Origin of the sequence: Sporosarcina sp. 6E9, assembly GCF_017921835.1 — a bacterium.
Taxonomy (GTDB): Bacteria; Bacillota; Bacilli; order Bacillales_A; family Planococcaceae; genus Sporosarcina.
Window position 1 is genome coordinate 324,571 of the sequence record NZ_JAGEMN010000001.1, and the last position, 25,294, is coordinate 349,864.

The 25,294-nt window shown below is 37.6% G+C and carries 31 protein-coding genes and 2 pseudogenes; 14 read left to right on the top strand and 19 right to left on the bottom strand.

Annotation, left to right across the window (positions count from 1 at the left end; genetic code table 11):
- Positions 1-37 precede the first annotated feature (37 nt).
- The 4 genes from J4G36_RS01755 to J4G36_RS01770 all read left to right on the top strand — a co-directional run bounded on the left by J4G36_RS01755 (position 38) and on the right by J4G36_RS01770 (position 4,724).
- Positions 38-1,222, top strand: coding sequence for an aminotransferase class I/II-fold pyridoxal phosphate-dependent enzyme (locus tag J4G36_RS01755; protein ID WP_210468104.1), 1,185 nt, complete (start codon positions 38-40; stop codon positions 1,220-1,222).
- A gap of 259 nt (positions 1,223-1,481) precedes the next feature.
- Positions 1,482-2,273: a cytochrome c oxidase assembly protein gene (locus J4G36_RS01760; RefSeq protein ID WP_210468105.1), complete on the top strand. Its 792-nt coding sequence runs from the start codon at positions 1,482-1,484 to the stop codon at positions 2,271-2,273.
- Between the two features lie 161 nt (positions 2,274-2,434).
- The gene (locus J4G36_RS01765; protein WP_210468106.1) at positions 2,435-3,847 is read left to right on the top strand and encodes a serine hydrolase; all 1,413 of its coding nucleotides are present in this window, start codon (positions 2,435-2,437) and stop codon (positions 3,845-3,847) included.
- A 52-nt stretch (positions 3,848-3,899) separates the two neighbouring features.
- Positions 3,900-4,724, top strand: coding sequence for a hypothetical protein (locus tag J4G36_RS01770; RefSeq protein WP_210468107.1), 825 nt, complete (start codon positions 3,900-3,902; stop codon positions 4,722-4,724).
- A gap of 481 nt (positions 4,725-5,205) precedes the next feature.
- Here J4G36_RS01770 and J4G36_RS01775 read toward each other — a convergent pair whose 3' ends face one another.
- Together J4G36_RS01775 and sspL are read right to left on the bottom strand one after the other, a co-directional pair.
- A complete protein-coding gene (locus J4G36_RS01775; RefSeq protein WP_210468108.1) occupies positions 5,206-5,697 on the bottom strand; it encodes a DinB family protein in 492 nt (163 codons plus the stop codon).
- Positions 5,698-5,925: 228 nt separating this feature from the next.
- Positions 5,926-6,060, bottom strand: coding sequence for a small, acid-soluble spore protein L (sspL, locus tag J4G36_RS01780; RefSeq protein WP_210468109.1), 135 nt, complete (start codon positions 6,058-6,060; stop codon positions 5,926-5,928).
- Positions 6,061-6,194: 134 nt separating this feature from the next.
- Between sspL and cdaS the strand changes: the two genes are divergently transcribed.
- Positions 6,195-6,806 (top strand): sporulation-specific diadenylate cyclase CdaS, encoded by a 612-nt coding sequence (cdaS, locus tag J4G36_RS01785; RefSeq protein WP_210468110.1) that lies wholly within the window; start codon positions 6,195-6,197, stop codon positions 6,804-6,806.
- A gap of 52 nt (positions 6,807-6,858) precedes the next feature.
- Here cdaS and J4G36_RS01790 read toward each other — a convergent pair whose 3' ends face one another.
- The 3 genes and pseudogenes from J4G36_RS01790 to J4G36_RS01795 all read right to left on the bottom strand — a co-directional run.
- Complete coding sequence (locus J4G36_RS01790; protein WP_210468111.1) at positions 6,859-7,422, bottom strand: DoxX family protein; 564 nt, start codon at positions 7,420-7,422, stop codon at positions 6,859-6,861.
- Between the two features lie 39 nt (positions 7,423-7,461).
- Positions 7,462-7,584, bottom strand: a complete 123-nt coding sequence (locus J4G36_RS18645) for a hypothetical protein (RefSeq protein ID WP_256439536.1) — start codon at positions 7,582-7,584, stop codon at positions 7,462-7,464.
- A gap of 411 nt (positions 7,585-7,995) precedes the next feature.
- A pseudogene (locus tag J4G36_RS01795) lies at positions 7,996-8,109 on the bottom strand (DoxX family membrane protein); the annotation flags it as partial.
- A gap of 319 nt (positions 8,110-8,428) precedes the next feature.
- Here J4G36_RS01795 and J4G36_RS18650 point away from each other — a divergent pair.
- From J4G36_RS18650 to J4G36_RS01805, 3 genes are all read left to right on the top strand, one after another.
- The gene (locus J4G36_RS18650; protein WP_256439537.1) at positions 8,429-8,551 is read left to right on the top strand and encodes a hypothetical protein; all 123 of its coding nucleotides are present in this window, start codon (positions 8,429-8,431) and stop codon (positions 8,549-8,551) included.
- Between the two features lie 170 nt (positions 8,552-8,721).
- The gene (locus J4G36_RS01800) at positions 8,722-9,426 is read left to right on the top strand and encodes a CBS domain-containing protein (protein ID WP_210468112.1); all 705 of its coding nucleotides are present in this window, start codon (positions 8,722-8,724) and stop codon (positions 9,424-9,426) included.
- A gap of 246 nt (positions 9,427-9,672) precedes the next feature.
- Complete coding sequence (locus J4G36_RS01805; RefSeq protein WP_210468113.1) at positions 9,673-10,011, top strand: DUF378 domain-containing protein; 339 nt, start codon at positions 9,673-9,675, stop codon at positions 10,009-10,011.
- Positions 10,012-10,039: 28 nt separating this feature from the next.
- Here J4G36_RS01805 and J4G36_RS01810 read toward each other — a convergent pair whose 3' ends face one another.
- On the bottom strand, positions 10,040-11,044 hold the full coding sequence (locus J4G36_RS01810) for an urea transporter (protein WP_210468114.1): 1,005 nt from the start codon (positions 11,042-11,044) through the stop codon (positions 10,040-10,042).
- A gap of 215 nt (positions 11,045-11,259) precedes the next feature.
- On the opposite strand from J4G36_RS01810, the gene J4G36_RS01815 reads away from it, so the two are divergent.
- Positions 11,260-11,631 (top strand): VOC family protein, encoded by a 372-nt coding sequence (locus J4G36_RS01815; protein WP_210468115.1) that lies wholly within the window; start codon positions 11,260-11,262, stop codon positions 11,629-11,631.
- A 77-nt stretch (positions 11,632-11,708) separates the two neighbouring features.
- On the opposite strand, the gene J4G36_RS01820 is transcribed toward J4G36_RS01815, so the two are convergent.
- The 3 genes and pseudogenes from J4G36_RS01820 to J4G36_RS01825 all read right to left on the bottom strand — a co-directional run bounded on the left by J4G36_RS01820 (position 11,709) and on the right by J4G36_RS01825 (position 14,481).
- Positions 11,709-13,013, bottom strand: coding sequence for an alkaline phosphatase (locus tag J4G36_RS01820; RefSeq protein WP_368668709.1), 1,305 nt, complete (start codon positions 13,011-13,013; stop codon positions 11,709-11,711).
- 308 nt (positions 13,014-13,321) lie between these two features.
- Positions 13,322-13,447, bottom strand: a pseudogene (locus tag J4G36_RS18920) (DUF8189 domain-containing protein); the annotation flags it as partial.
- Between the two features lie 257 nt (positions 13,448-13,704).
- The gene (locus J4G36_RS01825; RefSeq protein ID WP_210468116.1) at positions 13,705-14,481 is read right to left on the bottom strand and encodes a metal-dependent hydrolase; all 777 of its coding nucleotides are present in this window, start codon (positions 14,479-14,481) and stop codon (positions 13,705-13,707) included.
- A 531-nt stretch (positions 14,482-15,012) separates the two neighbouring features.
- On the opposite strand from J4G36_RS01825, the gene J4G36_RS01830 reads away from it, so the two are divergent.
- From J4G36_RS01830 to J4G36_RS18655, 3 genes are all read left to right on the top strand, one after another.
- Positions 15,013-16,026 (top strand): acyltransferase family protein, encoded by a 1,014-nt coding sequence (locus tag J4G36_RS01830; RefSeq protein WP_210470381.1) that lies wholly within the window; start codon positions 15,013-15,015, stop codon positions 16,024-16,026.
- A gap of 195 nt (positions 16,027-16,221) precedes the next feature.
- Positions 16,222-16,977, top strand: coding sequence for a SurA N-terminal domain-containing protein (locus J4G36_RS01835; RefSeq protein WP_210468117.1), 756 nt, complete (start codon positions 16,222-16,224; stop codon positions 16,975-16,977).
- Positions 16,978-17,026: 49 nt separating this feature from the next.
- Positions 17,027-17,152, top strand: coding sequence for a hypothetical protein (locus J4G36_RS18655; protein WP_256439539.1), 126 nt, complete (start codon positions 17,027-17,029; stop codon positions 17,150-17,152).
- Positions 17,153-17,269: 117 nt separating this feature from the next.
- On the opposite strand, the gene J4G36_RS01840 is transcribed toward J4G36_RS18655, so the two are convergent.
- From J4G36_RS01840 to J4G36_RS01885, 10 genes are all read right to left on the bottom strand, one after another.
- Positions 17,270-17,464: a small, acid-soluble spore protein tlp gene (locus J4G36_RS01840; RefSeq protein WP_210468118.1), complete on the bottom strand. Its 195-nt coding sequence runs from the start codon at positions 17,462-17,464 to the stop codon at positions 17,270-17,272.
- 155 nt (positions 17,465-17,619) lie between these two features.
- Positions 17,620-17,967: a hypothetical protein gene (locus J4G36_RS01845; protein WP_210468119.1), complete on the bottom strand. Its 348-nt coding sequence runs from the start codon at positions 17,965-17,967 to the stop codon at positions 17,620-17,622.
- A complete protein-coding gene (locus J4G36_RS01850) occupies positions 17,961-18,815 on the bottom strand; it encodes a hypothetical protein (RefSeq protein WP_210468120.1) in 855 nt (284 codons plus the stop codon). The genes J4G36_RS01845 and J4G36_RS01850 overlap by 7 nt, the downstream gene beginning before the upstream one ends.
- A complete protein-coding gene (locus J4G36_RS01855) occupies positions 18,812-19,576 on the bottom strand; it encodes a DUF6792 domain-containing protein (RefSeq protein WP_210468121.1) in 765 nt (254 codons plus the stop codon). Before J4G36_RS01855 ends, J4G36_RS01850 begins: the two co-directional genes overlap by 4 nt.
- Before the next feature lie 20 nt (positions 19,577-19,596).
- Positions 19,597-20,283, bottom strand: a complete 687-nt coding sequence (locus J4G36_RS01860; protein ID WP_210468122.1) for a hypothetical protein — start codon at positions 20,281-20,283, stop codon at positions 19,597-19,599.
- A 224-nt stretch (positions 20,284-20,507) separates the two neighbouring features.
- A complete protein-coding gene (locus J4G36_RS01865; protein WP_210468123.1) occupies positions 20,508-20,741 on the bottom strand; it encodes a hypothetical protein in 234 nt (77 codons plus the stop codon).
- Positions 20,738-21,007, bottom strand: a complete 270-nt coding sequence (locus J4G36_RS01870) for a hypothetical protein (RefSeq protein WP_210468124.1) — start codon at positions 21,005-21,007, stop codon at positions 20,738-20,740. Before J4G36_RS01870 ends, J4G36_RS01865 begins: the two co-directional genes overlap by 4 nt.
- 296 nt (positions 21,008-21,303) lie before the next feature.
- A complete protein-coding gene (locus J4G36_RS01875) occupies positions 21,304-21,729 on the bottom strand; it encodes an OsmC family protein (protein ID WP_210468125.1) in 426 nt (141 codons plus the stop codon).
- Between the two features lie 16 nt (positions 21,730-21,745).
- Positions 21,746-23,275: an AbgT family transporter gene (locus J4G36_RS01880; RefSeq protein ID WP_210470382.1), complete on the bottom strand. Its 1,530-nt coding sequence runs from the start codon at positions 23,273-23,275 to the stop codon at positions 21,746-21,748.
- 288 nt (positions 23,276-23,563) lie between these two features.
- Positions 23,564-24,145 (bottom strand): protein-L-isoaspartate(D-aspartate) O-methyltransferase, encoded by a 582-nt coding sequence (locus J4G36_RS01885; protein WP_210468126.1) that lies wholly within the window; start codon positions 24,143-24,145, stop codon positions 23,564-23,566.
- Between the two features lie 138 nt (positions 24,146-24,283).
- Between J4G36_RS01885 and J4G36_RS01890 the strand changes: the two genes are divergently transcribed.
- Both J4G36_RS01890 and J4G36_RS01895 read left to right on the top strand, forming a co-directional pair.
- Positions 24,284-24,679, top strand: coding sequence for a UPF0158 family protein (locus J4G36_RS01890; protein ID WP_210468127.1), 396 nt, complete (start codon positions 24,284-24,286; stop codon positions 24,677-24,679).
- Positions 24,680-24,823: 144 nt separating this feature from the next.
- A complete protein-coding gene (locus J4G36_RS01895) occupies positions 24,824-25,258 on the top strand; it encodes a YugN family protein (protein ID WP_210468128.1) in 435 nt (144 codons plus the stop codon).
- The last annotated feature ends 36 nt before the right edge of the window (positions 25,259-25,294 follow it).

Genomic DNA, 25,294 nt, shown 5'->3' on the forward strand with positions numbered 1-25,294 from the left:
TGAAAAATTTAATTTACATAGAATGGGGTGCAGTTCGATGAAAATTGAGCCTTCGCAAAAAATGGCTATTTTTGAACCAGCAATTTTCGGAAGTTTAAAAGCAGCAGCAGAACACAAAAAAGAGACTGGCGTTGAAATAATTGATTTAAGTTTAGGGAGCCCAGATTTACCGCCTGATGAAAAAGTAAGACAAGTCTTATCGGAGCAAAGTATTTTGGAGAGTGCATACGGTTACACGCTTGGTGGGACAAGACGTTTCCATGAGGCTGTTGCAAATTATTATAAAAGACGTTCAGACGTTACGCTAAATCCGGATACGGAAGTCTTGAAAACGATGGGGTCTCAAGAAGGGCTGGTCCATCTGCCATTCGCTTTTTGTAATGAAGGAGATATCGTATTAACAACAAATCCTGCTTATGTTGCTTATGAAGTTGGCATAAAATTGGCAGGGGCAATTCCATATGAAATGCCTTTACTTGCGGAAAATGATTTCTTACCAGTTTTAGATGCGATTCCCGAAGAGGTTGCGCAAAAAGCAAAAATGCTTATTTTGAATTTACCTGGTAATCCTGTGCCTGCAATGCCTACGACAACGTTTTTTGAAAAAGTAATCGCATTTGCAAAGCAATACAATATTATCGTGCTACATGACGCCGCCTACTCTGAATTTTATTTCACAGGAGATAAACCATTTAGTTTCCTATCCATTCCTGGCGCGATTGAAGTCGGCATTGAAATCAATTCATTGTCCAAAAGTTTTAGTTTGGCAGGTGCACGGATTGCTTATATGGTTGGTAATGCAGAAATCATCAGCATAATGAAGCAATTCAAGTCTAATTTAGACTATGGTACATTTGAACCTATTCAAGAAGCGGCTGCCATGGCTTTGGATCATGCTGAAGAAATTACAGCAGTATTACGTAAAGAGTTTAAAGAAAGACATCAGATGTTAACAGCCGGCTTAACTGAAATCGGTTGGTCAGTGACACCTTCAAATGGCGGGATGTTCGTTTGGGCGAAATTTCCGTTTAAGATGGACGACAAGGAATTTGCGTTTGAAGCGATTAAACAAAGTGGTGTGGTAATGGTACCCGGAAGTATATTCGGTACGGAAGGTGCCGGCTATGTCCGGTTGGCGCTCGTTCGGGAAGTAGAGGCTTTGCGAATGGCTGTTGAGCGGCTGGCTAAGATTGATATACATACGTATATTTCAAATGTTTAATGTCGACTCTCGTATGGCACCTAAAAAGTAGCAACGATGTAAAAGGTCTGAAACCGACAATGGTTTCGGACCTTTTACTTTTAGTGTGATCTTTAAGAATATCAATTCATTTAAGTACTTAGTACATGAATGCATTAGTCCGGGCATTGAAGCATAGATTAAGAGGGATATTATTTCCCTGAATTGTCGCCCCAGACGTTTTAACCAGCCGGCAACATAATATGAATACCTGCTTTCACAAACACTGAGGGGGTTTCTATTGCTTGTTATTTATAGTTTAGTCGCTCACGATTGGAATATTCTCTTCTTCCTGGGCCTTGTTGGGGTAATTATTGTATACAGTGTTCTTTTACGCCGATTTACAGAGATAAAACTCCATTCCATACAGCCCTGCCTCTTCCTAATAGGAATAATCCTTGTTTACTTATCGATGGGAAGCCCCTTATCAACAATGAGCCACTTATCATTCAGCACTCATATGATTTTTATGAGTATTCATTACTTTATAATCCCACCGCTCCTCCTGATAGGAACTCCTTATTCTTTATTTTTACAAATAGAAAATCATCCATGGAGAAGATTTACAGAAAAGTTATTTATCCCACCTAGTTTTGCTCTTTATATTTTTGCGTTATTGTTTTTTATGTACCATCTGCCACCTATATTGCATGTTTTTTCACAATATCCAACTTTACACACAATTTATATGTTATTTTTACTTTATTTATCTTTTGTGATCTATTGGCCAATCGCATCCCCAAATCCAAGTCAGCGTTTGGATGAAAAGGAAAGGAAAGAATATGCTGTTAAAAGCGGTTTTTTGTTAATGCCTGCCTGTTTGTACTTTATATTGATGGGGTTACTTGGCGGAATGTTTAGTCTACCGACCCACTTTAAAATCAGCGCAGCACTTTGTCTACCTTCTAATTTTGATCTTACGGAACTGCTTTCATTTTCAATTGACAGCAGAGTCGATCAAGTCATAGCGGGGTTTCTTATGTTGGTGATACACAAACTAAGTTTATTCTCACTCCATCGAGTGAAGATTTAGGTACTGCAAAAACTTGATTTAAAGAATCGTCATAATTCGACACGGCATATGTAGCTTTTAAGAATAAGAAGGGATTTGTCGATAGGTCTCGAATGAAATACTATCAGGAGAAATTTAACTTAGTGATTATAATCGAGACTATTAGTAAGGGAGATTTATAAATGAAGAATATGTCGAAATTTGAAATCTATGCAAATAAACTAGTAGAAGAAAACCATATCCCCGGAGTCGGGATTGGAATTAACAAGAGTGGTGAGCGTCTGTATGAGCAAGGTTATGGGCATCGCGATGTTGAAAATGACCTAAAGATTACGCCGGATACAATTTTCGGGATTGCTTCGATGACGAAATCCTTTACTTGCGTTGCGATTATGCAACTTCAAGAGGCAGGCAAGCTTTCTGTCCATGATCAAATATTGAAATACTTACCCGAATTTCAAACAGCCGATGTGAAGCAGACGGAACAGATTACAATACATCATTTAATGACGCATACTGCGGGGATTCCGCCGACTTCTACACATGTGTTTGCGCGTAAACGCAGTATTGACAAAGATCCGTCGGCGAAAGATTATCTCGATTTGGATTTAGTTAATAATATGGGACAGGCAATTGATACATATGATGAGATGTTTGGCTTTATTGAAGAGCTGAATTATCAACTACTTGCGGAGCCCGGAACTTCTTTTAGTTACTCGAATGATTCTTACGGATTACTTGGGATCATTATTAGCAGGGTAAGTGGGCAAGCCTATGAGGACTACGTGGCTGAGCATATTTTGAAACCAGCAAGATTGGAGAGAACTTTCTTTGATTTAGAGAAATTGAACAGCTTTGAAAATGTGACAAGACTGTATGCGGCGAAAACGACTGAAGAGGGCGTTTCTGTTTATCCGACAGAAATCTGGTGGGATGCGCCTGCGATGAGAGCTGCAGGCTATTTGAAATCAACCATCAATGACATTTTACGGTTTTTGGAAATCTTTCGGAATGAAGGAATGGTTGACGGTGTAAGGATATTATCTCAGGCAAGTGTTGCTCAAATGCTTTATCCCCATTTTGAGTACAATACTGGCATTTATTATGGATATGGTTTGCGAATTACGTCGGATTATTATGGGGATACGCTTATTGAACACGGCGGCGGTTTGAAAGGCGTTTCTTCACTGATGTTTATTCTGCCTGAAAGGGGTTTGACTGGCGTCGCGTTATCTAGCTTAGCCAGTGTACCTTCTGGTAGATTGTTAATGGGCGCGCTCAACGTACTTGGCGGAAGAGAAGCAGATGCCACGCATCTCCATTTTGAAACGGAGCCGATTGATGAAAAAGAATTTCAGAGGTTTGTCGGAACGTATAAATCAGGAGAAGGCATGAACGTGCAAATCGATGTGAAAGATGGTCAATTAATGCACTTTACAGGCGGCTCCCATAATCCGCTTCGGCATGTCGGTCATGACACTTTTGTTGGAATTGAAAAGAATCAGCACGATACCATTCGATTTATTTCAAATGAAGAAGGTAAAGTTGATCGCGTTTTTTATGGTTCTAGACAAATACTTAGAGATGGAAAATGATTAAATGTGCTGTATATTTGAACATTTTGTAATGATGTAAGGGGTGAAAGGCATGAATAAATGGTTAGCTAGTCTGTTGTTAGCAACCATTTTTTTGAGCGGTTGTGCTTCCAAAGAATCCAAAGCGTTTAGGGATGATGAAAATGTACAATCGGAAATTCGTGATACAATAATTCGAAAAGGAAAAGAAGATTTTAACTTGGACCTTATTCCTAATATGGATAAATTGAAATTTGATTTCGTTGATGCACTTCCCCTAATTGACGATGAACGATTAAGGGTCCCTGTACGCACAACAAACAATCCCGAGTTCGAATTTGAAGCGCGTATTAAAATAGACGCAGATAATAGTGGATATCGGGCATTGGGTGATATTGACATTGAAAGTGGTGGGCTGCGTAATTTAGGCGAGTTTTTACTGACCTCAATCTATCAATCAGAACACAAAAATAAAATAGACAAGTTTCTTGAGGATCATAAAGGCGTTTCTTTATATAGTGTGAATGTGATGGCGAAAACATCAGTATTTATTGAGGATAAGAAGGAAAAAGAGATGTTGGTAAAATCGCTGACTGCAGATTATAATGCGGGGAAATTCGACGAACCATCAGAATTTGCTGGTTTACTAACCAAGCACATGCTAGAGGACAATAATTATAACAATGAAGGCTATTTGCCAGATCTACATTTCGTTGTCGAATTAACATATAGTGAAAAGTCGAAGAAACTTTCAGCTGAAGAAAAGTTTGAAAAAGTTATTGCGTACGTGCATAAAAACGAAGGAAATCTCCCAAGTGGGGAATATATTTTCAATCTGAATGATAATGAGGAAGAAATAAGACTAGCTGAATATATTACGATTAATCATGAAAGATGATGGTCTCAGGATTCACACATATGAAGGAGGGGAGTCCAAATATGCGGAAATCAGCTATTATTTTACTTACGTCCCTCAACATTCTAACTACACTGATAATCTTCTTTGTCCTATATATAATGTTCAACTTAACAGCGATTGGAGATCCAGTAACCTATCAAGGGCAAAGTTATTTTTACCTATATGGGATGGTAGGATTACTAATATTGATTGTAATCGGAATATGGTTTGCGTTTTATCAATTGGTGATTAATATAGATCCAAGGTGGTTTTGGGTATCTATTGTTTCGGGTATATTTCTTTTGTTCTTCTCCAATTACATACCCTTATTCCCATTCTTCTCCATGCTTTATATTATTGCGGGAATATTATTTTATAGTCATCATAAACAATGAATTTCACAAGTGGATGGTTACTTGAATTGTGCAAAGCATAAATTTCCCCGAATTCGGCTATTTCCATTACATCAAATCAATAAAGATTATTTATTTTTAAGCGATTCTTTGACTTCTTTAATTTGTTCGATGTGTCGTAATTCATGGTAGCCGACAAATGGAATCCACTGTTTAAGACTCATGTCGCCGAATACAGGATGTGGATAGGACTTTGCAGCAAGTTCCTCTTCTGGAACTGTGTTTGCGATTGTTTTCAATTGACTGTGACTCTTAGAAAGCTTACTTTTCAGTTCATCAAGCGTAGCGAATACTTCTCCTGGCTGTGCAAAATCCGGGGCCTCGACTTTTAATGACCTGTCTGTTGTCCGTTCAATCGGCTTGTCGCTAGTTTGTTTCTGTACTCCGGTAAATAGTTGGCGCTTTATCGTTTTCGAAATACTCGATTCCATTAAATATAAATGCTCCATCACTTGACGAATCGACCATCTATTATCTGTAGGTATCCAATTTAATTCTTCATCTGTTAAACTATTTACTTCAATCAGTAGTTGTTCGCGTGCTTCGTCATTAATCATCATAGTCTCGCACCTCTTTTAGTAAGTTTTCTTGAATTATACCATTTAGTGGAGAATAGAATCATCTAATCAGTTTGAACAAAAAAGGTACCTGTGCAAGATTGAATTCAGTTAATTCACTATAATTGTATAAAACAAGAAGGGGATACCGACTATACAACATCTTGTCGGTATCCCATTGAATTTTTATCCGAATCCGTGAATTGTCATAATTGCACCTTGCACAGGTACCTATTTTGTGTTTTTCTTTTTTGCAGCTTCTTCTAATTTGGTTTTCGGCTCTGTTGCGAATTCCGTATCTGCAATACCCTGCGGTGTTACGCTATTCGCTTTTTTACCTTTGTTATGATTGTTTTTTTTGGACATTGATGTCACCACCTTTGATCATAGTTTTGCACTTGCTTCGCATCCTTAGTCATTAAAGGGTTAAATAGTTCTGGTGTGGGTAAACTTTCAGTACATTTGGTAGTAAAAAGTAGAGGTGCAGTTACGTGGAAAATATGGAATGTGATTTTACGACGATGACACAAACCCTGAAAAAGGATATACATAAAGTTATAAGTGAATTACAGGGTAATTTAGAAGTAATTGATGATGAAAGCAATTGTCTGCTTTGTAATTTTGAAAAAATAAAGGAAACGTTTTTAGATATTGAAATTAAAGCTGCAACTTTTTACTTAAATTGTTATTTAGCTCCATTTACGGACAAGTATCCGGAGTTGTCAATAAGTTTGCAAGAAATGTCGAGAATGAAACATGGTGCTTTAATTGTAATAGAACGTGAAGATTCGCTCGAAACTTTGATAAGACCGGGGATCCCGTTAGGCGCAGAATTGACCCATTCATTATTAGAATCCATTTTTTATCCTGGGAACCCACTTCATGATGGCGCTGTGTTGGTTCGACTGAATCAGATTGTTTCCGCAGCAAACGTTCTCCCGTTATCGGAAATATATACAGGCGATAAAAAACTTGGCACGCGCCATCGTGCAGCATTGGGTTTAAGTGAACGAAGCGATGCACTTATACTCGTTGTTTCAGAAGAGACGGGAAGGGTTTCATTTGCTAAAGGGGGGAATATGTACCCAATAACTACACATGGCGGTATGTAGTATTTTTGGGCGAAAAAATATCCCAAGTAAAAGAACTTGGGATAGTCTTTATTTATTCTTTTCGTTTCCTAGTGGACCAAGGCGTTCCTAAACGAGGCAACACCCAACGATCTAGTCCATACCAACCGGCAACTTTCCAAGCCAGAATTAGTAGTATTGCAATCATGAACATAACGGGATTCGAACTTACAGTACCTGCTAATAAGAATGACATATTCATAAGTGCGCCGAAGAATGCTGCAATACCTGTTAAAAGTCCGACGATTAAGCCAAGTCCAATTAACACTTCACCCCATGCAACCATATAAGAAAACGGGACCGCATTTGGAATTACGACGTTCTCCAAAAACCAAGCATACCACCCTGCAACATCCCCAGCTTCAGCTTTTGCCAGGGCACCACCCATAAATCCTTCAATAGCAACTCCGGCATTGGCACCTGTCCAAACGTCGGAAGTAACTTTTCCAATTCCCGCAGTTAACCAAGAATAACCAAGGTATAATCTTAAAATCAACCATATCCACGCGGATGTCGTGTTGGAAAATAACCATCTTGATAGTGGATTTTCCTCGATAATAACATGTTTACCAAATTGAGATTTCTGTAATTCAACCATTTCCTCACCTCATAATTATATTTTGTATTACTGGATGCATTAATTTGTGTAAGATAATAAAGCGTTTTGATCGAATTGTTGAAGTGCTAGTAGAGCTTCATCTTTATTCGAATACTCGAAGATTCTAATGTTCATTTTCTCGAAAACTGTAATTACCCACATTGTGCATTCTCCTTTTTTTTTATTAGCTATATTCTTTGAACCATTGCGTCTAAGTGATTTGTTCGTCTAACTTAATTCTTATTATACTAGCATTTGTAGTATCGGAACATACATTGTGAAATAGTTCACAAAGTGTCCAAAGTATTTTGTCGAATTTGTGAAAACATTTGAATCAGGATTTACATGGCGGGAATTATAAGCCGAATTACGCAATAGTTTGCATACATTTATACAATATATACAGCTCAAAGGGATAACGACTTCAAAAGCGTTGCCAGCGATCAAGGCTGCAGTTTACGAAAATGGATGAGTCTTTGAAACGGGAACATTGTTAAATAAAAAATATCCCAAGTAAAAGAACTTGGGATATCATCTCATTAATTTTGTTTTCTTGTGGACCACGGCGTTCCTAAACGAGGCAATTCCTGTTAAAAGTCCGACGATTAGGCCAAGTCCAATTAATACTTCACCCCATGCAACCATATAAGAAAACGGGACCGCATTTGGAATTACGACGTTTTCTAAAATTCAGGTACCTGTGTTAGGGACTATTCAGTAAATTCACTACAATTGAATAAAATAAATGAAGGTGGCGACCATGAAAGGCTTTGTAGAAATCCCTTTGACTATTTATCCAAAGCCGTGAATTGTCATAAATCAACCTTGCACAGGTACCTTTCAATCGGATATTCACAAATTCGACTTAAGAAATTGGAGACTTTGTGACTCTTTCAAAAAGGCCTTCAACTCATTGAAAATAGGCGTAAAATAAGAGTTAAGTTAGACGAACAACTCTTTTAGAATTAATAATTAATAAAATATACTGGGATAAGGAGAATGCAAAATGTGGGTAATTACAGTTTTTGAGAAAATGAATGTTAGAATCTTTGAGTACCATGACAAGAACGAAGCTTTACTAGCACTTCAAAAATTCGATCAAAACGCTTTATTATCTTACACAAATTAATGCATTCGGGGCTATTCGGGATATCATTGAATAAATGATTCCAGGGTAGCTTTTTTTGAGCATAGAAATAATTGCATTGAGAAAAATAATTTTAACTACTTCTATCGTAATTATTGGTGTATATTAATAGAAATAAATAATTTGGCAATTTAGGAAGGAAGGTATGTACCGTGAGTGTTCGGAATTCAGATCGATTTATATTTGCTTATAATCGTATCGAGAAAGCAATGGAAAAAATGAGCGGCTTAATAGATTATATGCCTTTTTCGAGGCTAATTGACAGAACCAAGAAGGGAAGCGCGGTTATTCGTAAGTTTGAAGATGATTTGCGGGTTTATGCAAATTTGCGGAATGCAATCGTGCATAATCGGACTGATGTTGAATATGCTATCGCTGAACCTCACGATGACATTGTGGAAATGATTGAATATATCGATCGTGAACTTGCAAAACCAGTTACAGTCGGTCAAATGTTCCGAAGAAAAGTTCATACCTTAAAGTCCACGGACACACTTTTAATGGGTTTAGAATTGATTCGTAAACAAAAATTTAATCAAATTCCGCTTTATAGAAATTCCGAATTCGTTGGGCTTGTAACTGCGAACGGCATTACATATTGGCTGGCTGATGAATATCCGGACGGCGTTATATCTGGAGAAATGCCACTCTTAATCGACATTTATTACTATGAGAAAAAGAAAAATACCTATCGTTTTATTAGTCAAGATCTTTCAGTTTATGAAGCAGAGGAATATTTTAAAAAAGCAATGAGCCAAGGTAAGCGGATTGAGGCACTTCTGATTACGCCAACCGGCAACAGTTCGGAAAAACTTCTCGGAATTATAACCCCCGCTGATTTACTAAAAATCGATTAAAAACTTCGGTACCTGTGCAAGGCACTATTCGGAAAATACACTACAATTGCATAAATTGAAAAAGGGATGCAGACTATATCAAACATTGTCGACATCCCTTTGCTTATTTATTCAAGGTCGTGAATTGTCATAATTCAATCTTGCACAGGTACCTTTTTCCAGAAGTATTAAAATGCTTTTTTGGTAAAAGATAAGTTGAATTGTAACAACATCAATTCAATTATCTAATCAAAGGAGTGAAATACAATGGGAATCATTCGAAGGATTGCTCTGGCATTAGTTATCATTGGTGCAATTAACTGGGGCTTGATTGGTTTTTTCAAATTTGACTTAGTTGCAGCCATTTTTGGAGGACAAGATGCGGCTCTGTCTCGGTTGATTTATGCTCTGGTTGGAATTAGTGGGCTTGTTTGTATAGGGCTTTTACTAAAACCGGACGAGGAATTGGACACCGTTACCAATAGTCGGAGATTTACTAATCCCGATTTAAGTACCGAGTTTGGAGAAGAGCCGGATTTTACCAAAGATAAGAAAGTTGATAAAAAGAAATCAGATCCAAATAATCATCAAGGTCCTTTAATGTAAACGAAAAAGCAGCCATTTTGAAGGTGAATTATCCTTCAATTCGGCTGCTTATTTCTTGGCGATATCCCGTGTAAGGCACCGTTTGTTTATATTTATAGCCCTGGAAAACCTTCCCCAATGCGATAAATAGCCATGAACATATTATGAACGGGAATGTTAATGCGGGGAGTCCAAGTGGGTCGAGAAGCAACTCCAATCCTGCGGTTATGGGGACTGTTAACATTGCTGCGAGCGTGCCGATATACGGCGTTTTTTTCGGTTTTTTATTGAAGACTAAACTAACGGCGATAATTGTCAAAACGGCGTTATAATTGTATAGACCCAAATTTAACGAATGCGTGTCAGCTCCGATAAAATAAGCGGTTATCCACGATACAAATGTTCCAATTATGGCATACAACCCAAATCTCCAGCCTGCCCAAAACAGCGCTAATAGTATAAGCGATCCAGTCCAAAGTGAGTCGATGACGAACACTTCACCAATTCCTTTGATCATCCCGACCAATAGAGTTGGCGTCCCTTCAACTGGCAAATTCCACATTGCTGGTGAACTTATGACAAAATCGGGATCCATATATAATGTGTCGACGCGGTAAGCGATAAGTAGACCAATCCATGTGATGAAAACGAATGGAATAGTCAATACAGGCACGTTCCACTTGTCCAATACTTTTGTCAGCATTTTCAAGGATAATGCGGCAAGAGCGGCGGCAAATAACGCGATAAACCAGCGCTTATCCCCGTGAAGAAAGAGAATTGTGGAAATACCGCAAAGGATAGCGTTAAAACCATAAATTCCATTGCGAATTAAATCCGAATCTCCGCCACAATATTTTCCTGTAATTGTTCCCACAATCGAACTTAGAAATGCCATTAAACCCAAAAGAGGGGAGTGCAATGTAATTCCAATTAGAATTAGAAATCCGGAAAAGGCATTTCCCACTAATAAAACTTGTGAAAATCCTTTTAATGAACTAGCTATAAGTAAATAGAACTTTTGGAAAAAGTGAAAGTTTAGTGCAGCTGGTGGCATGTATATATCGTCCTTATCGTATTTATCATATTTTAGGTAACAAATTAATTAATTGCACCTAATAGAATGTTGTCCAAGAAGTATTTAGGTATGGTAACATAAAAAAACCATTACGATAACCCAAAACGATATATTTGTAGTTTTCAGCATCTTGTCTGACAAGTGCTATACTAAAAGAGTCAAATGATATCCATAAAAAATAGGGAGGAATAATTATGAAACTAGGCGCATTTTCGATAAGTTTAACGGTAAAAGACATTCATAAATCAAAAGCATTTTACGAAAAACTAGGATTTCAAGATTTAGGTGGAGACATATCGCTGGGATGGCTGATATTGAAAAATGGAAGCACCGTAATTGGGCTATTCCAGGGAATGTTTGAAAAGAACATACTTACCTTTAATCCAGGTTGGGATCAAAACGCTGAAAATCTCGACTCTTTTATAGACATTCGAGAACTTCAAGCGCAGCTCAAAGCAAAAGGAGTTAACTTCTTAACAGAAGCGGATGAATCAAGTGAAGGGCCCGCGAGTTTTACGATTGAAGATCCGGATGGTAATCCTATTCTTGTGGACCAACACAGGTGATTATCAAAAAAAAGTAGTGCAGGCCAATTTACTGGCTCGCACTACTATATTTATATGTGCAACTTATGAATCTAGGTTTATTTAAATGGTATTTTCATAGCTTCAGCCATTAATGTCGGAAAATCTGTATTTTCGATTAGACCCGAAAATTTGTGGGCTTGTGGACCATAAGCATAGACAGGAATGTCTGTACCTGTATGTCCAGTATGAGTCCAACCGACAAGTGCATGCTTAGAGATTGTTGAATTAATCTCGAATGCTGGATTGCTTGCTTGTTTGATTTGATTAATTTCAGCTTCTGTTAATGAAATTCCTGTGTAGTGCAATATGACTTCTTGAATATTACTTTGATCTTCATTTAATTGAGATGCCATGAAATCGCCTGTCGCTGTTATATTTTTAAGAATTTCTAAATTCGCACCTGATTTTCCGTAACCGCCAACAGACATTCCACCGGTGTCGTGGTCACCTGCAATAACGACAAGCGTTTTCTTATCTTTTTTCGCGAAATCCATTGCGGCTTCAACTGCATCTTCAAACGCTTCAGCGTCTTTCATCGCCCACGCCGCATCATTAGCATGACCAGCCCAATCGATTTGACTACCTTCAACCATTAGAAAGAATCCATCTTTATCATTACTTAAAACATTAATGGCAGCTGCGGTCATTTCCTTCAAGCTTGGCTCATCAGTTGCCTCACGATCTAGTTCAGGGGATAAGCTATCCTCAGCAAAAAGACCAATCAGTTTGTCTGTTTTCTCTAAGTTTTTTAACGATTTTGCATCGGACACAATTTCATAACCATCTTGTTTTGCTTTGTTTAATAAATCATCACTAAAATATTTTTTACCGCCGCCTAGTATGACGTCAACATCATTTTGAAGGAGTTGTGGAGCAATGTCTTTTTCATCCGCGCGCGATTCAACATGTGAAGCAAATACCGCAGGCGTGGCATGGGTAATCGTCGAAGTAGCGATTAATCCTGAAGATTTACCACTCTTTTCAGCAGCTTGTAAAATCGTTTCGAGTTTATTGCCATCTGGATCCATACTAATTATGCCATTGTTCGTTTTCGTTCCGGTTGCCATCGCTGTTCCAGCCGCGGCAGAATCCGTCACTTCCGAATTTGCGGAATACGTCCTGTGCATGCCAACGAGATGGGAATCCATGACCGATTCTTCGCCTTTATACAATCGATAATTTGTCGCATACGCACTAGAGTACCCGTCTGGAATCATGAAAATGACATTTTCCACTTTTTTATTCGATTCAGGATTTTTGGCTTTAGCGGTTTGTTGTGATGCATATCCCACAAAGCTTCCTACAATCAAACTCCCAGCAAGCGCAAAAATCATACTTTGTTTCTTGAAAGTTTTCTTCAATTAAATTCCTCCTTCAAAGTATCGTACAATTTAAGTCTATCGCTGGTTTGTTAAGCTAGTATTAAACTAGTGTAAAGAAATTGTTAATCTTCGGTAGGAAACACAAAAAATCCCCACCTAAAAATAGGTAAGGATTAAAATTTAGGTACCTGTGCAAGACACTACTCAGTTAATTCACTACAATTGCATAAAGAGAAGATTGGATACTGATTACAAAATACTTTGTCGATAGCATATTTGAATTTTTATCCGTATAATTGAATTGTCATAATTCAACCACGCACAGGTACCTCTCTTTGGTTGTTTATTTAACGCGTGCGATATAGGTGGATGAGGTTTTGATTTTCTCCTCTAGCAAATACATCAATCCGGTTGGGTCCCCAAGACACGGCAGCTGGAGCTGATGTTAATGAACCGCCAAGGTCTACCCAGTTTTCCCACCGAGAACCATTCCATGTTCTTTGATATAGCCTTTGATTTGTTCCCCTTACAAAACGTCGAGTTGATTCGGACGGCGTGAGGAAACAGTGGGGCTACTTGTCAATACACCGCCAAGGCTATCCCAGTTACTCCAGTTAGAGCCATCCCTCCATTAACCGTCTGTTCCTCTTTTCAATCACATCAATCCGATTAGGTCCCTAACCAAGAGTTTCCCATTCGCTCCAATTGCGTCCGTACCACCTTTTACAATTCAAAACTCATGTTCCTCTCCGAAACCTAAAACAATCACTTCTGTTTTATCATAATCTGTTAGTAGCTCGACCAATTCCCGGTCTTTATCAATCATTTCCGCAACGATTGGAAACCCTGCCAGTAAAAGGTCATAGTTTTCCCTGGAAGCAGCATTTTCTTTTGTAGGAAAAGTATGACTAGGAATAACATACTTCACGTCTAATAGATTTTTCACGGTGTAAGCTGCCTCTTTCGGACCCATAGTGAAATGGCCAGAAGAGGATAGAATCGCTACTGTTGGGTTATAAATCTCTTGAATAAGTTTAATATCAGATGTGACAGCCGTATCGCCAGAATGATATAACGTCAGGGAATTTGAAAAGTCAAAAATATAACCCGCTGCTTCGCCCGCATACATCGGAGGGCCTTCCGTTTCACCGTAGGATGAACTATGCTTTGCCGGTACCATTGTAGCGCTGACATCGTCTAAATTAATAGACCCCCCAAGATTAATCGGATAAACATTCTCCATACCTTTTTGCATTAAAATAAATGCCAACTCATATTGCGCGACAATTAAAAGCTTAGGATTGACAGCTACTAATTTGTCCAAACCACTTGTGTGATCAAAGTGTCCATGCGTAAGAAAAACAGCATCAATTGATTTGTAAAATTTATCGTTGTCTAATTTCTTTGGAAACCCAGGATTCATGTCGAAAAATGGATCAATCAGATACCTGCCACCTTCGTTACTCTCCAATAAAAACATCGCGTGACCTAAACGAGAAACCTTCATTATAAATACCCTCCTCAAAAAAGCTGGTTGATTCTGTTACATGATCAAGTGTATGAAATGAAGGTTAAGATTAGGTTAAGAAAAAAAATTGGTACCTGTGCAAGACACTAATCAGTCAATTCACTACAATTGTATGAAATAAAAAAGGGTATCCGCTATGTATGGCTTTGTCGATTGCGATTTGATTGCTTATCCAAGTTGGTGAATTGTCATAATTGAACCTTGCACAGGTACCGGAAAAGGATTACCTAAAAGTGGTAAGCGAAAAGCCTCAAATATGAATTTTGAGGGTATTTATTACGGATTGCTGAATTGAATGATAAATCAGGTTGAGTAAGAATTGGCATGACTTTTCCGCACTTTTTTACTCTACATTCGCAATGGTCGACCGCTGACATTACAAATTTACTACAATGAATCACTTTGTTTACAGTCGTTACATCTCTGTTAAATCGCCTGGAAATGGTTTTCATCTGGTTTGAAAGCGGGTAAGTTGCTTGTATGTCAGAAAACAGTTTGAAGGTGAGGACGTTGGAGAGGAACGCATTTTTTGATAATGCAAAATTAGTATTAATATTTTTAGTTGTATTTGGTCATATGATCCAGCCATTCATTGATGGATCAAGTGGCATAAATACTTTATATATGTGGATTTACACATTTCATATGCCGGCTTTTATTTTTCTGGCAGGATTTTTTGCGAAAGGTTCGGGACATATCAGATATATTTTTAATCTAGCTAAGAAATTATTGGTGCCATACTTGATTTTCCAACTGCTATACACGATTTTTTATTACTACATCGGGAAAAATGGTTGGCAGAACGGGGTATTTTATCCGCAATGGTCACTTTGGTTTTTATTTAGCTTGTTTAGTTGGCATATACTATTATCATTTTTTAAAAAGGTGCCTGCATTATTCAGTGTGGCACTTGCAGTTTTGATTGGTGTAATTATTGGTTATTTTGGAGAAATCGGACATGCATTTAGTTTGTCACGGACGTTTGTCTTTTTCCCGTTTTTCTTACTTGGATATTGGGTGAAGGAAGACCAAGTCGTGTGGCTGAAACGTAAGAGTGTGAAAATTGCTTCATTAATTGTGTTAGCTGTTGTTGCGGTAGCGATTTATTTTGCACCTGAATTTAATTCCGGATGGTTATTGGCTTCGAAGTCTTATGGCGACCTTGACATGCCAGCGTTCGGCGGGGTCGCTCGATTACTTGTATATATCACATCAGCCATGATGGCGATCAGTATTCTAGCATGGATTCCACAAACGCATAACAGGTTAACACACTTTGGGACAAGAACATTATATGTCTATTTACTGCACGGATTTTTGATTCAACTATTCCGGAAAGGCGATGTTTTTCAGGTAAATACTATTTACGATTTACTTGGCATTGCACTGATTTCTGCGGTAATTGTTCTACTGTTATCAACTAAACCTGTGCAAGGCGTTTGGCAACCATTTATCGAGGGCAGAATCACGATACTCAAAAACGTATTTGAAAGAACGACAGGTAGGCTAGATAACAGGACGTAACAAATCTTTGTAATCAAACCGTCACCTTATCCACGAGATGCGCATCAAATTGGGAAACGTTAAAGTCGCAACATGACAACTAGATAACAATTTGATGTCATCAAGGGATATGGGTTTGATTTGCAATAAAAGTCGGTTAAGATGCAACTTACGCTCGTGGAATAAAGAGCGCCAGATTTGAAAGGGGTTTACAACATGAAATTTAAAAAAGTTTTACTTCCATTGATAACAGGAGCACTTGCATTAAGTTTAGCTGCTTGCGGTGAAGACGATAAAGCAGCAAAAGATGAAAAGCCTGAAGCAGCTGGCCAAGAAGAGATGGCGTCTGCAGAAGAGATGCAAGCGAAATTAGCTGAACAACAAGTGGAGAAGGACAAAATCGTAGCAATTGTAAATGATGAAGAACTAAAAGGTGAGCAATATAATGCGACATTGTCGTCCATTCAAGGCCAAATGCAACAGATGGGACAAGACCCATCAAGCAAAGAATCGGCGGAACAAGTAAAAATGCAAACTCTTGATACTGTAGTTAATCAAACATTGATTCTTCAAAAAGCAAAAGAAGAGAAAATTACTCCTTCTGAATCTGAGATAGATCAAAAATATGCAGAATTTGTAGAGCAATTTGGCGATGAAAAGACAATGAAAGAAGCACTCAAAAGTCAAAATATGAATGTGCGTACAGTAAAAGAACAAATAATCGCTAAATCAATTATTTTTGAAAAGTATCAAGATAAATTTACACCAGCGGAAAAAGTGACAGATAAAGAAATAAAAGAGTACTATGATCAAGCCGCGGCTCAAAATAAAGAAAGCGGTCAAGAACTCCCGCCGCTTGAAGAAGTAAGCGATGAGATTAAAAGCATGATAGAACAAGAACAACAGCAAAAAAAGCTAGCTGCACATGTAGAAGAGTTAAAAGCAGAAGCTGACATCAAGTTGAAAATATAATTAGCAATCGCTAATAAAGAGTAACCCTCATTTATCCTGTAAAAAGGCAATGAGGGTTTTTTATGCTTTGGAAACAGACGCATCACTTTCAAAACGAATTAGAAATGCCCAACTATCTGTCGATTCAATTGCCCATCAATTAAATCAAAACCAAATTGATTTGGAGCGATTATGAAATCAACGCTATCAAAGTTAGTCGTTTATCAATGCAAATAGAACCCTACTACCACAGAACAAACAAAAGCTTGCAACAGTAATATAGCTGTAACAAGATTTGTTTAGTTCAATTCATTTATGAATTATTTATTTCATTGTTTGTGCTGGTAATACTTTCCAGACGTCTTGCATTTTTTTCCTTTATCGTCTCAAGTTCTTTTCCTTCGGCAAATTTCATCGCCTCTTCAGCAGCTTCCATATTGCCGATTGTCTTCCTCACTCTTTCTTCATAATCAGCCGGATCATTCGGTCTTGGGTTGTTTCTATCCAATTATAATACCTCCTTTGTTTATTGAAAATCTTCTGGAGATAGTGTTCCCGAAATGATGAAAATTATTTTAGAAAGTAAATACAATTATTGTGAAGATATAAAGGGGGAGATTGATATGGAAACACGGATTGAAATTGAAGAAAGGCATAAGAAATTCACGAACCACTATTTCCAGTAGGAATCAATTCAGTTTCATATACATAACTTTGCGAAGCTGTTTCCGATAGAAATTGGTCGTAACGATTAGCGAATAAACGAACCGCATCCAGATTGTGCGCATTTAGATTTTGAATCAACCGTCGTTCTCTGTCGACTTCATCCATAAAACTATCCCTGAACTCGCCACTAAACGCTTTTTCGTTAATATTTTTTGCACTTTGTATAAAGGACTCATTTAGATTCTCAATCTGGGCAAGATTTTGTTTTAATTCTTTTACCGCAGAAGATAAGATTTCTTCAATTTCTGAAATTGCGACTAGTTGTGCTGTCCCATTCTTCACCATGCATCCCTTCTTTCCAAAAAAGTATTAAATAATAATGCCACACGTTGATCGGCTTCAACAAGTTTTAAAATTCCGTTCTTATAGGTCTCTAAAAATTTCTCTTGCCTTATTGTTTCTTCCTGGAGGTTGTGAATAGTGCCTTCCAAATGAGTTGAAACATGCATAGGAGTTTTGAATGGAGGATTTTCTATAAATCGTAAGTTTTTATACCGCATGATATGTTGCGCATCATGCGTATAGCGATCGCCAGCCGATAGATAAGTGTGGGGATAGTTTTCGATATGATCCATTTCTTGTCTAACCTTTCTGCGAAATCGATCATATCTGGAAAAGACATGGTATTCATATGTCCTCATTAGTTTATCGACTACACGCTGTTTGTCTTCCATAATCAATAGTCCCGTTTTATAAAACCTATAAGTTTCATCGATATTCAGTTCAATTTTTTTACCATTTGAATCAGCAATTAAATAGATTTCCTCATTGCCGACAATCAAACGTCCTTGTTCATTTGCCATTCTTTCAATCAGCTTATCCATGCTGTGTCCCGAACCAATATGCTCTCCCATACCTTTAATATCGTTAATCATGTCTTGAATTTGGCCAATAAATGACCATAAAGAATCCATAGAGACTGAATATACGGCAGCAAGTGCAGCAATATCTCGAGTCCTAATTCCACCTTCTTTATTCGCACGTTTTAAAATATACGTTATTCCCATCGCAAGATTAGGATACTTTCCGACCACATCAATCATCTCAGCATCAGGATGACCTTTGAATGTCTTTACGTTGGACTCGGACGCGTCTATTAATCTATATTCATAAGGAAGTTTCAAGGTTGTCAAAAGGTCATCTTCGTTTCTGTAATAAGTGATTTTATTGCTATAATGGCTGTATTCTTGATTGAGAATTGTACGAAGGTCATTAAGATCCATTTTTTTAGATCGTTAATGTCTTCGACAGCTATACCATACTCCTTTTGAACTTTTTTCTTCAAATGGTCATTTACCATGATAGTATTATATATATTCATAGGGGCATCGTTATACACATTCACATTTGTAAATAAATCTTTGGTAAAAACCATTATATTTTGTGCTTCCGAACCACCTAGGGAGTGACCATCTAGAAAATACGTTAACTCCAAATCACTATGCTTTTTATTTGCCCTGTCAATTACTTTATTCGTGAAGACTACGTTGTCCTCTGATGAAAACTGGTCCTCTCCTATTAATACAGTATAGATATCAGTATAAATATCCTCATTTCCGTTAAAAACTATTTCCTTTAATTTTTCAGGTTCCATTCTGTAGTCTTTTAGTTTATTAAACAATCCATCCCTCAATTTACCAATATCTGCTTCTGTTCCTCTGTTTATGAAATAAACCTCATTAATTTCTTCATCGTAGAAGTGAATCGCTGTAGCATTAAATCCTGAATCCTTGCCGATGTTCAAATCTTTGGACTTAATAATATCAAAGTTAGGAGGCAACTCGCCATACTCCTGGATATAAAGCTTTTCAATGTCTTCTTTTTTAATGCCATCATATTCAATGCTAGTAATTCTGGCACGCATAGTATTACTAAGCAAACCTTCCTTTTCCAAGACTATCCCCCCTTAAAAAACTACTGAAATTCGACGCTTTTCATCATTTCCAAGCCCAATATCTTTTCTTCTTCAAAATCTATTTCACAATCTTTAGTATCGCTATTAAAGCAGGTATCTTCTAATTCAAAATAAAGAGCCTGTCTTGATTTATTATCTGTTATAAATCCATATAAATAAAAGTAAGTGTCAATACTACCATCATCGGCATGATATTCTTCAATATTTTCCACATAATAAACAGTTTTGTTTTTATCTTCGAGTTTATTGATTTTTGTATCATTCGGTGCATTTACTTTTCTTAATAAACCTTTTACTCTAGTATCTACAATTACATTACCACCTGGATGCAGGGCCAATTTTATTCCTTTAATCATCTGATTCTGTTTAGGAGATATCCCTTCTTCACGCATATATACATTTTCCATATCAGGTATATCTGATGTCTCTCCAGTTTTCTTATAATAAGATCCATCCGACATATAGTAATTTTCAGGGAAAAGAATCGTATACTTCTTTGTACCCGACTCAAACATATGAAATCCTTCAGGTGTCTCCGCATCTTTCACTAAAAACTTCTTCGTAAAATCATGATTAAATGCCGGTGTATCGGGTGTATTCTTTTTTTTCAATATATAAGAACCTCCAATGAAAAATATAATAAAAATTAATAATACTGTAACTATCTTTAACCATCTTTTTTGCATCTATAAACCTCCAAAGGACTTCCATCCTGTTTCAAATTAGATATAATTACCATACCGTTTTTCTGACAACTCATGTATGGTTCGTTAGTACGCAAAAGGGTAGTTAGGTCTAATTACCTTTTATTTTTTAAATGCGTACTGAGACTGGTAGGGGTACCTGTAGTTTTATTATGGACTCCGAATTCAAAACACTGATTTTTAGATTGTTACTAAACTGAATTAAACTACTTGAATTCCACACTATTCATTATCTTGAAGCCCATTTGCATTTCTTCTTCAAAATCATACAGTGCCTGTTTTGAATTATTATCTGTAATAAACCTATAAAAATAAAAGATTCTATCAACGCTGCCATCATCAGCATGGTATTCATCAACATTCTCAACATAATAAACTGTATTATTGTCATCCAGGATTTTCTCAACCTTTGTACATTTTCTAGGACGTTTATTTCTCATAATAAACCATCTAATCTAGTATCTACAATTACATTTCCACCAAGATGTAATGCCAGCGTAATTCCCTTAATCATCTGATTTTCTTTGGGCGAAACACCTTCTTGGATTATATAAACATTCTCCATATCAGGTACATTAGATGTGTTTCCTATTTTTTTATAATAAGAATCATCCACCATTATATAGGTCTCAGGGAAAAGAATTGTATATTTCTTTGTACCTGACCCAAACAAATGAAACCCTTCAGACGTCTCCGCATCTTTCATTAAAAACTCTTTCGTAAAATCATGATTAAACTCCGGTATCAGGTGTATTCAATTTTTTCAATGTCAAAGAACCTACTATAATAAATACAGTAATAAATAGCAGTGCTGCAATTATCCGTAACCATTTTTTTCGCATCAATAAACCTCCAAGGAGTTCCATATTGTTTTAGTAACTGGATATAATCACCATAACACTTATCCGCCAATTCATGTATGTTTCGTTAGCATGGATTAGACATCCGATACAACAAAAAAGAAGCCACATAGATGGCTTCTTCAATCGATAACAATATTATTCAAACCAATTCAGGAGATTCTTCACCATTCAATATCAAATTAAAGCTAACATCGGCTTTTAACGAATCCGATACCGAACAATACTTCTCTTTACCTAACCGAATCGCGCGCCAAACTTTTTTGTTATTGATATCGCCGTCAATCACGAAGGTTACGTCCATTGCAGTAAAGCCTTTTGGCGCTTCTTCTTTTCGAGTTCCATCGGTTATAATTTCGATGTTCGTGATTTTATCCAAGTGGGGTCTCAAAATCATCGTTACATCAATCCCGATACATCCTGCCAAGGCACCGAGGAGCATTTCAGTAGGGGTTGCGCCTTTTCCCAGTCCTCCATATGCTTCTGTCGCATCCATATTTATATCATAACCTGAATCTCCAACAGCGGTAAAAGCGCGTCCACCCGTCCATGTTGTAATTACTTTCATGTTAATTCATCCTCTCTTAGTAGTTTAAATTTGTTCCCGGACCCACTGGAATTCCAAGTACATACCAGATAACGAAAAAGATTATCCAGCTAATCAAAATAATAATTGAATAGGGTAACATCAGAGATATGACTGTCCCGACACCATTTTCCTTGCCGTATCGCTGTGCAAAAGCAACAACTAATGGAAAGAACGGCATTAAAGGAGAAATGATATTCGTTGAGGAGTCTCCAATCCGATAAGCGATCTGCGTCACTTCCGGCGCAATGCCCATTTGCATGAACATGGGAACAAATACCGGTGCCATAATTGCCCATTTTGCAGAATCCGCAGCGATGAATAAGTTAATAATCGTGGTAATAAAAATCAATGCCACAAGTAACGGGGCACCTTCCAAATGAATCGACTGTAAAAAATCCGCACCGTTAACGGCAATAATTGTCCCTAAATTTGTATAGTTAAAGAGTGCTACAAACTGTGCGGCAAAGAAAATTAATACAATAAATCCGGACATCATCTCCAATGAAGAGGCCATTAACCGTGCAATGTCTTTATCATTTTTAATGGTTTTCGTAACAAATCCATACACAATCCCTGGTATTAGAAAGATGAGCATCATCATGAAAATAATACTGCTCATAAATGGCGATTGAATTAGGCTGCCGCCTTCACCCCGTAGTACGCCGTTTTCAGGAAGAACGAGTAGGGCAATCGCGATGATTGTAATAAGGATTGAAATATTTGCCCATAAGAGTCCTTTTTTCTCTACGCTGGTAACTACATTTTGATGTTCAATTTCTTTATTGGGAATATATTTCCCCAACTTCGGTTCAATTAGCTTGTCCGTCACAAGCGTACCGATAATGACAATTAAGAACGTCGAAACAAACATGAAAAACCAGTTATCTGTCGGGTTCACGATGTAACCAGCATCTAAAATATGGGCGGCCTCTGTCGTAATCCCACTTAAAAGCGGATCATTCGTTCCCAAGAAGAGGTTTGCGGAATATCCACCGGCAACACCAGCAAATGCAGCCGACAATCCAGCTAACGGATGTCGCTTGAAACCTAAAAAGATAATGGCGCCAAGCGGAACCAGCACAACATAACCAACCGAAGCAGCGACATTGGACAAGACACCCATAAGCACCACAATCGGCGTGACGAATTTCTTAGGAGCTTTCGTGACAGTATTCGTCATTAACGCACTAATATAGCCACTTTTTTCAGCAACACCAACCCCAAGCATCGCAACAAGAACCGGACCTAGTGCGACAAAAGAAGTAAAGTTTGTCACGACATTTGAAAACATATACGCAATACCCTCAGGAACAAGTAAACTAACAGCCTTTACAGTCAGCGTCTCTATCTGTCCCGATTCATTGTTAACCCCTTCAAAGCTGACCTCAATCCCCAATATGTAAAGTAAATGGGATATGCCGATAACAAGTAACGTAAAAATGATGAAAATCGTAACCGGATCCGGCAACTTATTGCCTTTTTCCTCAATAAAATTCAACAATCGAATCGATTTAGTTTTTTTCATCTTGTTCAATTATTCCCTCCTCCCTAAAAAAGATATTTTTCAAGTATACCCCTCGTCATTCATCTATACCACGAATTGGTTTTAAATAATCCCAGAAGGTTTTCAAACACTTTTTAGGTACCCTTTTCAGGTACCTGTGCAAGACACTACTCAGTCAATTCACTACAATTGCATAAAGTGAAAAGTGAATACCCACTGTATATAGGTTTATCAATTTCTATTTGACTAATTATCCAATGCGATGAATTGTCATAATTCAACCATGCACAGGTACCTATTCATAGGTACCTATTCATATTTTCCTTTCAAAGGCACAAACCTAACTTCATTTAATACTTCAGTGTAATTCTTACCGTTTTCAGCTTTTTCAATCAGCAGGAGTTTCTGTAGAAAGGGTGTTCCAACGGGGATTATCATTTTACCACCGATGGCTAATTGGTCAATTAGTTCGCGCGGAGTTTGGGCAGCGGCAGCTGTTACCATTATGCGGTCGTATGGAGCGTGTTCTTCTAATCCTATACTTCCATCATCGAGTTTAAAGTGGATGTTTGTAAAACCGGCTTCTTTCAAACGTTCCTTAGCACGTACGTGCAGTTCCTCAATTCGTTCCATTGTATATACGGCGTTCGAAAAGGCGGCGAGCAGGGCGGTTTGAAATCCTGAACCCGTTCCGATTTCCAACACTTTTGATTGTGGTTGTAGATCAATGGCAAGAGTCATTTCAAGCACAAGGGAAGGTTGGGAAATGGTTTGTTCATGCCCAATCGGAATCGCTTCGTCCAAATTGGCAAATTCCTGGTGTGTATCCATGAAAAAGCTACGATCTAATTTTTCAAAATAAGAGATGATTTCTTGGTTTTGATTTGTCATTGTCTAGGCTCCTTTGTATTATAGGTATAGTCAAATCATTTCCGTTAAATGGTATGTGTAAACAATATTGTTTGTAGGACGAGACGCTGACATTGTTTTTGCGGATTAAGGGCTATACTAAACATAAAGAGGGTGAGTATGATGGAACTTATTGATGAATTAGTTGTGGTTTTTTTAGAGTCGGATTATGAGTTATCCTATGTTCTTGATACCAAGACCAAGGAGATTCTTTTAGATGCTCCTGATTCGAAGAATGGAATGCCCGAAATTGATTGGGATGAAAATGAAGCTGTTAAAAATTTGGTTCGGATTCCGCAGATTACAACGTCAGAAGCCTATGATCTAATGGTGAAATTTGCTGAAACGCAAGATTCAAATATCACTGTTCAACTTCTGGATGTTTTGAAACGAAAAGAACCTCTTCGAACTTTTGAGGATAAATTAGGCGAGCAAGGAATCGGCGATATATGGTATGAATTTGAAAATGATTATGCGAAATACAGAATGTCAGAATGGCTGAAAGAAGTTCTCTAAGAAACATAATAATGCCTATATGAAAAGGGAAGTCGAAATATCGACCTCCTTTTTTATTTGCAGTCGTATGCATAGAACTTTTCCAATATTGAATAGTATGTTTGCTCCTCCATTTGTGAATGCTTTAATGTAGGAGGGATCAACATGTTGAAATTGCAAACAAAGCTAGATGGGCAAAGAGCAACTTTTGGTGTGGTAAGAGATTGTATTCAAGACCTTGGATATCACTTAGGCGGAAACTGGGATTATGATGCTGGATTCTTTGATCATGTTTTATGTCGAGAAGAGGGTGAAACGATATATATACGAATTCCTTTTTTCGTTAGAGACGGTGAACTTGATAATTATGACACGACAATTGAATTTGGCACATCTTTCGTGATCAAGCACGTGGTGCATGTAGGAGTGGATAGGGAAGGTAGTTCGTTAATAGATGCAACCGGATTTAGTCAATTCCAATCGCCGATTGATACCGACGGGAAAATTACTGATAAAAACAGGTGGATTCATGCAGGTGAAGTCGCCGTACAAGAACTTTTGGATTGCTTGTATGAGAATCAGCACCTAAAATCAAGTTAAAGGGAATTCTTTTGAATAAAAAACAATCAGCAGATT